General features: G+C 38.3%; 12 protein-coding genes. 4 read left to right on the top strand and 8 right to left on the bottom strand.

The window, feature by feature from the left end; all coding sequences use genetic code 11:
- Nucleotides 1-151 precede the first annotated feature (151 nt).
- Nucleotides 152-358, bottom strand: coding sequence for a helix-turn-helix transcriptional regulator (locus C1E99_RS05210; protein ID WP_105206825.1), 207 nt, complete (start codon nt 356-358; stop codon nt 152-154).
- Between the two features lie 144 nt (nt 359-502).
- Between C1E99_RS05210 and C1E99_RS05205 the strand changes: the two genes are divergently transcribed.
- Both C1E99_RS05205 and C1E99_RS05200 read left to right on the top strand, forming a co-directional pair.
- Nucleotides 503-1,354, top strand: a complete 852-nt coding sequence (locus C1E99_RS05205; protein WP_105206824.1) for a helix-turn-helix domain-containing protein — start codon at nt 503-505, stop codon at nt 1,352-1,354.
- A gap of 74 nt (nt 1,355-1,428) precedes the next feature.
- Complete coding sequence (locus tag C1E99_RS05200) at nt 1,429-2,592, top strand: tyrosine-type recombinase/integrase (RefSeq protein WP_105206823.1); 1,164 nt, start codon at nt 1,429-1,431, stop codon at nt 2,590-2,592.
- A gap of 154 nt (nt 2,593-2,746) precedes the next feature.
- Here the strand turns inward: C1E99_RS05200 and eno are convergent, their stop codons facing one another.
- A complete protein-coding gene (gene eno, locus C1E99_RS05195; RefSeq protein WP_002935704.1) occupies nt 2,747-4,054 on the bottom strand; it encodes a surface-displayed alpha-enolase in 1,308 nt (435 codons plus the stop codon).
- Between the two features lie 149 nt (nt 4,055-4,203).
- Here eno and C1E99_RS05190 point away from each other — a divergent pair, with 149 nt between their 5' ends.
- Entirely contained in the window at nt 4,204-4,656 is a 453-nt protein-coding gene (locus tag C1E99_RS05190; RefSeq protein WP_105206826.1) for a DUF1694 domain-containing protein, read from the top strand.
- A gap of 224 nt (nt 4,657-4,880) precedes the next feature.
- On the opposite strand, the gene C1E99_RS05180 is transcribed toward C1E99_RS05190, so the two are convergent.
- A complete protein-coding gene (locus C1E99_RS05180; RefSeq protein ID WP_105206821.1) occupies nt 4,881-6,011 on the bottom strand; it encodes a glycerate kinase in 1,131 nt (376 codons plus the stop codon).
- A 105-nt stretch (nt 6,012-6,116) separates the two neighbouring features.
- On the opposite strand from C1E99_RS05180, the gene C1E99_RS05175 reads away from it, so the two are divergent.
- Entirely contained in the window at nt 6,117-6,767 is a 651-nt protein-coding gene (locus C1E99_RS05175; RefSeq protein ID WP_105106813.1) for an HAD family hydrolase, read from the top strand.
- A 28-nt stretch (nt 6,768-6,795) separates the two neighbouring features.
- Here the strand turns inward: C1E99_RS05175 and serB are convergent, their stop codons facing one another.
- From serB to C1E99_RS05150, 5 genes are all read right to left on the bottom strand, one after another.
- On the bottom strand, nt 6,796-7,431 hold the full coding sequence (serB, locus tag C1E99_RS05170; RefSeq protein WP_105206820.1) for a phosphoserine phosphatase SerB: 636 nt from the start codon (nt 7,429-7,431) through the stop codon (nt 6,796-6,798).
- A 48-nt stretch (nt 7,432-7,479) separates the two neighbouring features.
- Nucleotides 7,480-9,204 (bottom strand): septation ring formation regulator EzrA, encoded by a 1,725-nt coding sequence (ezrA, locus tag C1E99_RS05165; protein WP_105206819.1) that lies wholly within the window; start codon nt 9,202-9,204, stop codon nt 7,480-7,482.
- Between the two features lie 89 nt (nt 9,205-9,293).
- Entirely contained in the window at nt 9,294-11,246 is a 1,953-nt protein-coding gene (gyrB, locus tag C1E99_RS05160) for a DNA topoisomerase (ATP-hydrolyzing) subunit B (protein ID WP_105206818.1), read from the bottom strand.
- 190 nt (nt 11,247-11,436) lie between these two features.
- The gene (locus C1E99_RS05155) at nt 11,437-11,976 is read right to left on the bottom strand and encodes a DJ-1 family glyoxalase III (RefSeq protein WP_105206817.1); all 540 of its coding nucleotides are present in this window, start codon (nt 11,974-11,976) and stop codon (nt 11,437-11,439) included.
- 17 nt (nt 11,977-11,993) lie between these two features.
- A complete protein-coding gene (locus C1E99_RS05150) occupies nt 11,994-13,211 on the bottom strand; it encodes an FtsW/RodA/SpoVE family cell cycle protein (protein ID WP_105106818.1) in 1,218 nt (405 codons plus the stop codon).
- Nucleotides 13,212-13,627: the final 416 nt, after the last annotated feature.

Here is a 13,627-nt window from a genome sequence, read left to right as displayed (position 1 = left end):
TGTCAAAAAGCCCTACGACTTAACAAGACACCTCTACTTTATCATAAAGAAAAAGTAGTGAGTACTTTCTCCCGTCGGAGATTTCCTCACTACTAATCTTAGTATGTTTTTGTATCGAATAAAAAACAGAGTCACTTTATGCAACTTTTGCTTAAAAAAATATATCTTCAAGTCTAATATCCGGGAACAATGGCAAAAGTAAATTTTTAAAAATAAGTTTTTCACTATCTTTAAAAGGAACATGACCTTTTTCTTTGTTACAATAGCTTTGCTTACTAATTCCAAGAACTTTTCCCATTTGTTCTTGATTTTTACCAAGCATATTCCTATAACCTCTAACTTTATCTGGGTTAAACATTGAACTCCTCCTTTCGTCACTTTATGCAACAATTATAAGACACTTGGAAAATATTGTCAAGAACAAAGTGCAACTTTTTACAACTTTTGATGGATTTTTTTAACCTTTCCTGTTACAATATAATTGAAAGGATATATTTTTGTAATGAAGAAAATCGATAAAAAAGCTATTGGAATGCGTATCAGCTCTATTCGAAAAGCTAGAGGAGATACGTTGGAGCAATTCGGTTCTACACTAAATGCTGACAAGAGTCTAGTTTCCCGTTGGGAAAAAGGCCAATCCATACCAAATCCAGAAAGGCTCAAAGAAATTGCAAAATCTGCAAATCTAACTGTAAATGAACTACTCTATGGTGACTATGATACTTATTTACACTTAAAAATAATGGAGCTTGCTCCAAAGAGTATGGAAAACTACGATGAGTACAATTCCTTACACGATAATATAACAGATAAAGCATTAGAGATTGCTAAAAATACCATTTCTAAAGTTGATTATCAAATTTCAGACGAAACGATCAAAAAATTTATTAAATTAGCTATCGAACAATCAATAGATTTACAAGGAAATATACTGAAAAATGACTTATCTAACTTTGACTATTCTCTTTTCGGAGGTGTTAGAAACAGGGAATATTTTTATTTTGGGTATAAACTGACCTACAAAGAAAAAAAACTATATACCGCATTATTGGCTATACTTAACGAGCCAACAAAAACTTTGTATCTTGACGATATAAGTACATCAAGATTTTTCAATTTCTTTGGAAATGATATTCCTAATTCGTCTTTACAAAGTATTGATTATCTTACACCATCCGAGGTTATCCCTTTTAGTACATATATTCGTCAACGTTCTAAGATTGAACCTAAAATATTAGAACAAATATTAAAAATGGGATTCCTCTTAGAAAACATAGATATTTCTGGTTATACCGTAAATATCTTAGAAAATCAGCTAATAAAACATAAAACCATTAAAATTGATAAAAACTAATCAAGTCTTTTCATGTATAAATACCTAACAAAACCACGCGCCTTGCCTGCTGATGGAAAGAAAGGTACAAATACATGAAAATCAAAGATAAAATCAAAAAGAACGGTCAAAAAGTTTACTATGCTAGCGTTTATCTTGGAGTGGACAAACTGACGGGCAAGAAAGCCCGTACAACTGTTACAGCAACCACCCAAAAAGGTGTTAGACTAAAAGCTCGTGATGCTATCAATGCTTTTGTTGCTAATGGCTATACAGTTAAAGACAAGCCGACAATTACAACATATAAACAGCTTGTTGATCTGTGGTGGGATAGCTACAAGAATACTATCAAGCCAAATTCTAGGCAATCCATGGAAGGTACTATCAGAAAACATATATTACCTGCCTTTGGTGATTACAAGCTGGATAGACTGACAACACCTATCATTCAGCAACAAATCAATAAATGGGCCAATGCTGCCAATAGTGGTGTTAGTGGGGCGTTTGCTAATTACAATTTATTGAATAATGTCAACCGTCGCATTCTTCAGTATGGTGTGACGATGCAACTGCTGCAACATAACCCCGCCCGTGATGTTATCGTGCCACGTAAACAGCAGAATAAGGAGCAAAAAGTCAAGTTCTTCAGCAATCAGGAACTGAAACAATTTCTTGAGTACCTGGATAGCTTGGATCAGTCAAATTATGGCGTTTTCTTTGACTACGTTCTTTACAAGATTTTACTGGCCACTGGTTGCCGTATCGGTGAGGCTCTGGCTCTGGAGTGGTCTGATATTGACTTAGAAGCTGGCACAATCAGCGTAACAAAAACGCTCAATCGTTACCAAGAAACAAATACCCCAAAATCAAAATCAGGGCTTCGGGATATTGAAATAGACAAGGCTACTGTGTTGTTGCTCAAGCAATACAAAAAGCGTCAGCAGGCTCATGCTTGGACTCTGGGGCGGTCTGTGGATGTTGTATTCACTCCATTTACTACCAAATACGCTTATGCTACTCTATTACGCAAACGGCTACAAAAACACTTCAAGGCTGCTGGCGTGCCTGATATTGGTTTCCACGGCTTCCGCCATACTCACGCAACTATTATGTTATATGCTGGCTTGGAAGTGAAAGACTTACAATATCGGCTGGGTCATTCAAATATCTCCATGACCTTAAATACATACGTTCACGCCACCAAGGAGAACGCAAAAAAAGCCGTCTCAATCTTTGAAACAGCTATCAGCAATTTATAAAAAATAAGGGTGTCGCTATTAGCGACTACCCTCTTACTATACCAAAAATAAGATAGGGGTAGTAAAAAGGGTAGTAAAATCAAAAAAGCACTCTAGGAAAGGGACCTAAAGTGCTTTATATCAAGGCTTTACAGCCTATCAAAATCAAATGATTTTATTTTTTCAAGTTGTAGAATGAGTTCAAGCCTTTGTAGACTGCAACTTCACCAAGTTGATCTTCGATACGAAGCAATTGGTTGTATTTAGCGATACGGTCTGTACGTGACAATGAACCTGTCTTGATTTGGCCAGCGTTAGTTGCAACTGCGATGTCAGCGATTGTTGAATCTTCAGTTTCACCTGAACGGTGTGATACAACGGCAGTGTAACCAGCTTCTTTAGCCATTTCGATAGCTTCAAATGTTTCAGTAAGAGTACCGATTTGGTTAACTTTGATAAGGATTGAGTTAGCAGCACCTTCTTTGATACCACGTGCAAGGTAGTCAGTGTTTGTTACGAAGAAGTCGTCACCAACCAATTGAACGCGTTTGCCAAGACGCTCAGTAAGAGCTTTCCAGCCATCCCAGTCGTTTTCATCCATACCATCTTCGATAGTGATGATTGGGTATTTGTTAACCAATTCTTCAAGGTAGTCGATTTGTTCTGCAGATGTACGAACAGCAGCGCCTTCGCCTTCGAATTTAGTGTAGTCGTAAACTTTACGCTCTTTGTCGTAGAACTCAGATGACGCACAGTCGAAACCGATCATGATGCCGTTTTCGCCAGCTTCGTAACCAGCAGCTTCGATAGCTTCGATGATTGTTTCTACACCGTCTTCAGTTCCTTCGAACTTAGGAGCAAAACCACCTTCGTCACCAACAGCTGTTACCAAACCACGAGCTTTCAAGATTTTCTTCAAAGCGTGGAATACTTCAGCACCCCAACGAAGACCTTCTTTGAATGAAGGAGCGCCAACTGGCAAGATCATGAATTCTTGGAAAGCGATTGGAGCGTCTGAGTGAGAACCACCGTTGATGATGTTCATCATTGGAGTTGGCAATACTTTAGTGTTGAATCCGCCAAGGTAAGTGTAAAGTGGCACTTCAAGGTAGTCAGCAGCTGCACGTGCAACAGCGATAGAAACACCAAGGATTGCGTTTGCACCCAATTTACCTTTGTTAGGAGTACCGTCAAGAGCGATCATAGCGCGGTCGATAGCTTGTTGATCACGAACGTCAAAACCGATGATAGCGTCAGCAATCACGTTGTTCACGTTGTCAACAGCTTTTTGAGTACCAAGACCAAGGTAACGAGATTTGTCACCGTCGCGAAGCTCAACTGCTTCGTGCTCACCAGTAGAAGCTCCTGAAGGAACCATACCACGTCCGAAAGCACCTGATTCAGTATAAACTTCAACTTCAAGTGTAGGGTTACCGCGTGAGTCAAGGACTTCGCGAGCGTAAACATCAGTAATAATTGACATTATATTACTCTCCTTTGAGTTTAAAATTGTTACATTGCTATCATACCCTAAAATAAGGGATTTTTCAAGAAAAAACAGGCTATTTTACAGAAAGAAATAATGTAAACGCCTTCTCTTGCATTTTGAGTGGCTTATGCTATACTAAAACTATGACAGATTTACATACTACTATCCTACAAAAAGCTTCTGGCGAATCTCGCCTAAACCCTGATGAGCAACGTCAATACATGGGGACCTACCGCGAACGCGTTGTCTTAGTTATCACATTCGACGAATTAGCAAAAGAAGCTATTATGAATCAATTTGAAAACATCTGCCAAAAACTGGTAAATTCCTATTCCCCACTCTACCTCAAGCTCTCACCATTATTATCGGACAAGCAACAAATTTCCTTGATGAAAGTTGCTCAAACCATTGGTATTACTACTGCTATCATCGATGAAAAAGTAGCCAACTGCCCTTATGCATTAGTCTTTCATACAGATCATGCAGTCGATCAAGAAGAGATTAGCCTAGAAGCTACCTTCCCAAACCTTATCTCAAAGCTAGAAGAAAAAAAGGAAGATGCAAAACCTTCCTTTTGGAAAAAATTATTTGGTTAGTCTTTATTATCAATAAAGTAGGACACATACTAAAACGAGAATAATACCGGTTAGACTAAGAATTCCTAGCAATCTGCCTCTTTCATTTTTTTCATTGAAAAAGAACATTACTCCATTTGCCTTTATTAGATTTATTTCTGTTCCGCTTTCATTTTTGGAAAGTCTCATAAAGGATATTAGCTTTAGAATACAAATTATAATTAATAGGACAACGGCCACATGTTTCACAAATTCCATTTTTGTTGACCTCCTAACTGAAGAATTCTAGCCACCTGTTCCGATGTGCGGATCAGGTTTTTTTCTGCATTTTTGAGCGTGTTTTCCAAACTATCCACTTCAGAGATAATAGGAAATACGGCGCAGATATTTTCAAAAGGAAAATCGGGAAGATCATCTTTTAAACTACCACAAATGGCGATAATTGGAATACCCGTAGGTGTTCGTCTTGCCACACCGACAGGAGTTTTTCCTGCCAAACTCTGGGCGTCCATCCGACCTTCTCCGACCACAACAAGATCCGCCTGAGCAACACGTTGATCAAAGTCCAACTGGTCCAATACAAAGTCGATGCCTTTTTGAATACGTGCACCAGCAAATTGAACCAAGCCTGCTGCCATACCTCCACCAGCACCTGCTCCATTTACATCAAGTATTTCGGAATTGACAATGTTATAAAACCTAGCCATCTCCTCGTCTACACGTTTAAACTCAGTGGAGGCAAGGCCTTTCTGACCTGCAAAAACATAAGTAGCTCCCTGAGGGCCACATAAGGGATTGTCCACATCTGTTACCAAATCAATGCTGACCTGTGATAAGTTTATCAACATTTCCTCAGTCGAAAAGCTCTTTATTTTACCTAAATGTGCACCTATTGGCTCGACCTCTTCTCCCTCCTGATCGTAAAACTTAACTCCTAGTCCAGAAGCCATTCCAATCCCACCATCATGACTAGCAGAGCCACCTATACCAATGAAAATTCGCTTGGCTCCTTTTTGAACAAGTTCTACAATTAGCTCTCCCATTCCCTGTGTTTTGATAAAAAGTGGATTTCTTTTGCCAATTGGAATACTTGCAAGCCCAACAATTTCAGCCATTTCAAAAACTGCAAGATCGTCCTTCATCGCATAGCGAATGTTGATCTTGTCTCCAAATGGACCCGTTACATATGTTTCTTTGACATCGAGAGAGAAGGCTTGAATCAAACTGTCAACAGTACCTTCGCCACCATCACCCAAGGGAAGCAAATCATAACTCGCTTGTGGATATACTTTCGAAAATCCCTGCTTAATCGCTTGAGCGACATCTGTTGCTGAAAGAGATTCTTTAAAGGAATCTGGAGCAATTAGAATACGCATAGAAATCCCACCTTTCTAAATAAATTGTAGCACTCCTTCTTGAGTCTTTCAAGTTGAGTCATTGATTTCCTTAAAATATGATATAATAAATCAAAGGAGGTGCCTATGTATCAAACCATATTATTCGACCTTGATGGTACTCTAACAGATTCTGGTCAAGGTATCCTAAACTCGGTCGCCTATGCTCTGGAACAAATAGGTATTGTGGAACCTGATGTGGCTAATTTACAACACTTTATTGGTCCACCTCTCTACGAATCTTTTCCCCGATTTTATCAGCTAAATCAAGAAGAGACTCAAACTGCTATTGATGACTTTCGCATCTATTTTAAAGAAAAAGGAATGTTTGAAAACCAACTCTATCCTGGAATAATCCCTCTGCTTGAAGAGTTGAAAGCAGCTGGAAAAACACTTGTTATTGCTACATCTAAACCTGAGATTTTCGCAAAGCAAATTCTCGAACATTTCGGCATTGCCCATTATTTTGCGATCATAGCTGGAGCAAGTCTGGACAATAGTCGAATTAGTAAGTCAGATGTTATCTACTATGCCTTAAAACAAACAGACTACAAGCCTCAAACCACCATTATGGTCGGGGATCGTAAACATGATATTGAGGGCGCTGTTGCCAACCAACTAGATTCTATCGGAGTCCTCTATGGCTACGGAAATAGACAGGAATTGGAAGAAGCTGGTGCTACAACAATCGTCGAAACCATTACTGATTTACAAAAAATATTGCTTAATAAGGACTAGAAAAAGCCAGCATCTAGCTGACTTCTCATTATTTTCTATCTAAAATCTCTATTAATTTATAGAGATTTTTTTCATTGATTTGGAATGGAGCTTGTTCTCGTACGATTGGTTTGGCACAAAAAGCCACACCTATTCCAGCTGTCTGAATCATTGGAAGGTCATTGGCACCATCCCCCATAGCAATCGTTTGTGATAAGTCCAAGCCATTTTCAGCCGCCCAAGCTTCTAAACAGGCTTTTTTGGTTTCTTTTGTGACAATTTCCCCCAAAACTTGACCTGTCAATTTTTCATCCACAACTTCCAAACGATTGGCACGGACATAGTCCAATTCTAACTCTGCAGCTAGTCGATCAACTGTTTCATGAAAACCACCTGAAACGACTGCGACCTTATAACCACGCGCTTTTAATTCTTTAACAAGTTCAACTGCACCTGGAGTAAAGTGGATTTTTTCCATAATTTTATCAAAGACTGAAATCGGAAGCCCTTTCAACAGGGATACTCGTTCACGTAGTGCCTCTTCAAAATCCAATTCTCCGCGCATAGCACGTTCTGTAATGGCTGCAACTTGCTCCCCTACTCCTGCTTCTTCACCAAGTAGATCAATTCCCTCTTCTAAAATCAAAGTTGAATCAACATCCATAACTAGTAATCCAGTTGTCATTTTAAAATTCCTTTCTATATAAAAATAAAAAGCCAAGCAGCTTTTTATTTAGTAACGAATTGCTTCACGTGTTTTTTCGTATGAACGAACAAATCGTTCAGTTACACCTGGCTCAACTGTCTCCAATGCAAATGAAATCTCTTCAAATGCTGCTTGATAGTCAAACTCTTTTTCAAAAATTTCTAATGAGCGATTAAAGGCCTGTTGAATAGCTTCATCAGTTGACCGATAACGATTAGAGTATTGTAGGAGCTGTTCTGTTAATGTTGCATTTTGAACGATTAAATAAGCCAATTCTTCCAGCTGATTCATATCATAAGTTGCATTTTCCAATAAACGATTCACAACTTCAATGTTAATTCGTTTATAATCCAATTCTGAAATCAATGCTTCAACATGGTCACTTGTTCTAAAGAAGTTGGTCAAAAACTCACCTGGTATACCAGGGATATTCCGTTTTTCCATGTAACGCTTCAGTGTATGCAATTTATTGATATATAATGTTGCTTTCTTACGAGCAGTGCTTTCAGATTGCTCTTGTGATTTAAGATAGTCAGCCAAAACAAGTTGTTCTTCTTCAATTTCTTTCAAGCTAGATAGTGAGTGTTCTAAACGCTCTTCTAAAATTGTATAAGCAACTTGTGGATTTTCAATGTCTTCTACACTTTCAGTTACAACAAGTTCAATTGTTTCTAAACGTTTTTTCAATTGACTAATACGAGTCAATTTGCTGTCCGCTAACATATAATTAGCATTTAAACGCTGACTCTCTTCGTCTAACAAATTTGTATTTTTAACAACATGTTCCAAAAATTTAGGAAGATTTTTACTAATTTTAACCGCTTCTTTATTTGCTTCAATTTCACGGTTAAAGACTTTGTACAAATGATCGATTTTAGCTTGAATTCCATCATTTTCAATCTCAGCCGCATCTAAATCAAATGAAACAATCAAAGCAGTATTTTCGCGAATAGAAACTCGGATATTTTGGAACTGAGATTCAATATTAGCTTCAGTGAAGAGATAATTCTGTTCAACCAACTTGCGATAACCAGACTCTAAATCTTCCAGCTGTTCTGGGAAGTCATTTGTAACCTTTTCAATCAAACTTGGTATTCTATCCATAATTTGATTTAAGGCAATCATATGTTCCTCAGTCTTGTTCAAGATTTCAGCTGCTTCAATTGGGTCACCTGAAGAATTGAGCATGACAAATTCTGAAAACTCAACTTCGATATTCTTCAACTGTTTCTCAAGCTCTGGAAGGGTATCGCCATAAATTTCAGCTTTCTCACGAACTTCTGCTTGTAAACTATCAAACAAATCTAAGGCATGCTTGACACGACCAGAATTTTTTACTTCTTGATCTCTCAATTCCATCAAAGCATGACGAATGGAATCGATATCTTCTTCGATTAGGTCAATTTGACTTTCTATGCTATCAATCGCATTTTTGGCACTGATAAAACGAAAAGCGTTGTTGTAGCCTTCAGCCTCAAAGATGTGATTCTCGATATCTGCAAATGAATTGAGTGATAGGTCAACCCATTTCTGATTCCATTCTCGGAATGAAACCTGACTTTGTCCAATCAAATGAAGAGCTTTTACAGCTTCAACTTCTTCATTTACTGGGAGGTTAAATAGCTCTTCCTTGCGTTCTTCAAGCGCAACCAATAGGTTGTCATTTCGTTTACGAACAATCAAGCAAGCTACATAGGCAATGATTAAAATAATAACAATCGAAACGATTAAGATGATTGTTCCTGTAGGCATGTAAATCTCCTTAATTCATAGTATTTACTAGAAATATATCGCTTAATTATACCATATTCCTCTAGTTCATGCACTTGTTTTTTCAGTTTTTAGATATCCAATGTAGAATAAACAGCGTTTTCTTCAATAAATTCGCGACGAGGCTCTACTTTATCCCCCATTAACATGTCGAAAATTTTATCTGCTTCTGCTGCATCATCAACTGAAACTTGTGCCATCAGACGGTTCTCTGGATTCATTGTTGTTTCCCACAACTGATGATCATCCATTTCTCCCAACCCCTTATAACGTTGGATAGTTGGCTTGGAACGGCCTGTACTATGTCTTTCTAAGGCTTCCTGTAATTCCTGCTCTTGATTGGCTCCCGGTTGAATATATTCTTTGATTTCGCTACCAACTTTAACACCATAAATCGGTGGTTGGGCGATATACACATAACCTGCTTCGACAATCGGTCTCATGTAACGATAAAAAAGTGTCAACAGCAAGGTACGAATATGGGCCCCGTCAACATCGGCATCGGTCATAATAACCAGTTTTTGATAACGGGCCTTGGACACATCAAAATCTGAACCGAAGCCAGTCCCCATTGCTGTAAATAAGCTACGGATTTCCTCATTTGCCAAAATCTTATCCATGCTGGCCTTTTCTACGTTCAAAATCTTACCACGAATTGGCAGGATAGCTTGGAATTCACGATCACGACCAGATTTTGCTGAACCACCCGCAGAATCCCCCTCCACAATGAAGAGCTCTGTCTTGGTAGCATCGTTTGACGAACAATCTGCCAATTTACCTGGAAGATTGGAAATTTCAAGTCCAGATTTTTTCCGGGTTACTTCACGCGCCCGTTTGGCTGCAATACGTGCCTTACTTGCCAAAATCCCCTTTTCAACAATTCTTCTTGCAATCTGAGGATTTTCCAAAAGAAATTCTCCAAAAGCATCTGAAAAGAGTCTATTGGTAATTTTTACAACTTCACTGTTACCCAACTTAGTCTTGGTTTGCCCTTCAAACTGAGGTCCAGGATGTTTGACAGAAATAACAGCTGTCAAACCTTCACGCACATCCTCACCAGTAAGGTTATCCTCATTCTCTTTCAGAATTTTATTCTTTTTAGCGTAGTCATTGATAACACGGGTCAATGCGGTACGGAACCCCTGTTCATGAGTACCACCTTCATGAGTGTGAATATTATTTGCAAAGCTGACCACATTTTCATGGTAACTCGTTGTATATTGCATAGCAACTTCAACGGTAATGTCATCCATTTCACCGTCGGTATAAATCGGTGTTTCAAAAATGACATCCTTGTTTTCATTGAGGTATTCCACGTAAGAAGCAATACCACCTTCATAGTGATACTCTTTGGTTTGTTCCATTCCCTCACGCTTATCCGTGATTGAAAGATTTAACCCACGGTTTAGGAAAGCCAACTCTTGGATACGCTTGTTTAATTTTGCAAAATCAAACTCTGTCGTTTCAGTGAAAATTTCTGGATCCGGCGTAAAATGAACAGTCGTACCATTGCGATCTGTTTCACCCACGACTTTCAAATCCGCAACCACTTCTCCACGACGGTATTCTTGGAAATAAACCTGACCATTTTTATAAACATGGACGTCTAATTGAGTAGACAGAGCGTTTACAACTGACGAACCTACGCCATGAAGTCCACCTGATACCTTATAACCACCACCGCCAAATTTTCCTCCGGCATGGAGAACTGTAAAGACTGTTTCAACAGCTGGACGACCCGTTTTTTCTTGAATATCTACTGGGATTCCCCGTCCATTGTCCACAACTGTGATGGAATTATCTGGTTCAATAAAAACTTCAATCTTGCTGGCAAAACCTGCCAACGCTTCATCAATAGAGTTATCAACAATTTCCCAAACTAGGTGGTGAAGCCCCTCTTTAGATGTCGAACCGATATACATACCTGGACGCATACGAACAGCTTCAAGACCTTCCAAAACCTGAATCTGACTGGCGTCATATTCCTGTGCTTTTTCTTGTAAATCTTTAATTTCTTCTGACATTCTATATCCTTTATTTCTAAGCTACGCACTAAACATTTCACAACACTTTATCAAAAAATTGATAAGTCGTTGAAGAAAAAAGAGCCTAAAAACTCTACAATCGTACCCAATATTATACCATATTTTTCACAAAAATCCCACCAAAAAAGGAGCCGAATTTATATGCTTCAACTCCAAGTTTCTCATTCAATTATCCTTTGTAGACCATGGCTTGGGCAAGACTTTTTCCATTACCGCCAAGTAAATCTACAAGTTTATAGGCAAAGTCAAAGCTAGTACCGGCACCTCGACTTGTAATAATCTGACCATCAACCACCACAGAATCTGTCAAATGAATGCCAGATTGAATCTCTTCTTCCTTTCCAGGATAACAAGTAAATGTGCGATTTTTCAACAATCCTGCTCTTTCCAGAACAATCGGTGCTGCACAAATCGCAGCAACAAATTTACCTGCCTCTACTGCATGTTGAAGCTCAGAAATTAAGCCATCATGGTCTCGAAGATTGACAGATCCCGGCATTCCACCTGGCAAGACAATCAAATCATAGTCTGAAAGATTTCCATCAAATACAGCATCTGATTCAACCGTGATGCCATGTGAGCCCTTTACTTGTATGTCTGTAAGTCCAATCATATCACATTGGAAACCCGCTCTTCTGAAAATATCAACTGGAGCCAGTGCTTCTATTTCTTCAAATCCTTCAGCAAACAAAACCGCAACTTTTACCATACCTACCTACTTTCTATTTATCGTTGTAATGTGATTTTTCTGTACTTACGTGAACGATGATTGTCTTTTTCATCCGCTAATGTTGACTGATATCCCATTGATAAAACTAGTCCAATTCCAATAAGATTGGAAACCATAGATGATCCACCTTGTGAAATAAATGGCAAAGGAATACCTGTTAAGGGGAGAATACCTATCGCAGCCCCTATATTTTCAAACACATGGAACAAAAGCATCATGATGTAACCTGTTGATATATATGTATAGTATCGATTATTAGATTTCATTGTAACACGCAACATTCTGTAGATAAGAAGTAAATAAAGTCCAATAAGAATTGTACCACCAATGAACCCAAAATCCTCTCCGATAACTGTGAATATCATATCACTTTCACGAACGGGTATTAAGAGATTAGTTTGATTAAAACCTAAGCCTTTCAAGCCTCCACTTCCAATCGCAATCAAACTCTGAGCTTGCTGGTATGTCGTGGATTGAGCATTTTTAAATGGGTCTAACCAGGCAGAAATACGATTAATCTGATAAGTATCCATCCCTAGATTGTGTAAGAAGGTTGTTCCACCAGGAGAAATAAATATCAACATAAATCCACCAACTAAAACCAGTGTAGTGATAGCTGTTGGTAAAAGTATTTTCCAAGAAACCCCTGATAATAGTAACATACCACTGAAAATGGCCATAAATACGAGAGAAGTTCCCAAGTCGCTTTGTAGTCCTAACAATACTAAAACAGGTATTGTAAATAGAATCATATAGCCAATTAGCATGAAATCTTCTCGAAGGGTCCGAACTGGATAATGTTTATGAAATGTAACTATGACACGCGCAATCATAATGATATAGGATATTTTCATAAACTCTGAGGGTTGAAACAAGGTCATTCCAGCAATAGTCACCCAGTTTTTTGCACCTGTTGAAGCTACCAACAAAGGACTGTAAAAAAATAGCGGTAAAACCATCAATCCTAATCCTAGAATATACAGAAATGGAGTCACTTGCCAAAGAAATTTAGTTGAAAAAAACATAACTAAAAATGCTGCAACAGTACCTATCCCTATCCAAGCAATTTGCTGCCCAACCATCTGAAAGACATTATCTGGATAATCCTGACTTACTGCAATATACAGCGCTATAATACCAGTAATTAATAAAAAAAAGACTGGCAAGATGAGTGAATAGTCTATTCGACTATCGATCGTTCCCCTATTGTTCATTGAGCACCTCTTACTTTCATTTGAATATTCGCTCTCAACATTATAGCAAAAAAAATGAAAAGGCTCTAGCAGGAACAAAAATTATCAGGTTTGAACATTGAAAATATGAATCAAGTGGCAATCATTTTGGCAATCACGCACCAAAAAATCCCTCTCCAATTTCTAGAGGCAAAGAAAAAAATGGCCCACTGGACCATAACTCGCTCTTTTGTTTTCAAGCTCGTGAAAAAACAGTCCGTTATGGACTGTCGTTTGCCTTTTCTAGTTTTAAGAGGCAAAGAAAAAACAGTCCATTAAGGACTGTTCAGATTGAAGACAAACATCTCGCTTGATGTTTGTCTTTTTCTGTTTATTGGTCTGATAGTCCGTCTTTTTGCCAGAATAGTGGCTATTTGGACAAAATAAAAAGGCTTCCC

The organism is Streptococcus suis (assembly GCF_002964045.1).
Taxonomy (GTDB): domain Bacteria; phylum Bacillota; class Bacilli; order Lactobacillales; family Streptococcaceae; genus Streptococcus; species Streptococcus suis_U.
This window is presented reverse-complemented; position numbering and strand designations above follow the sequence as displayed.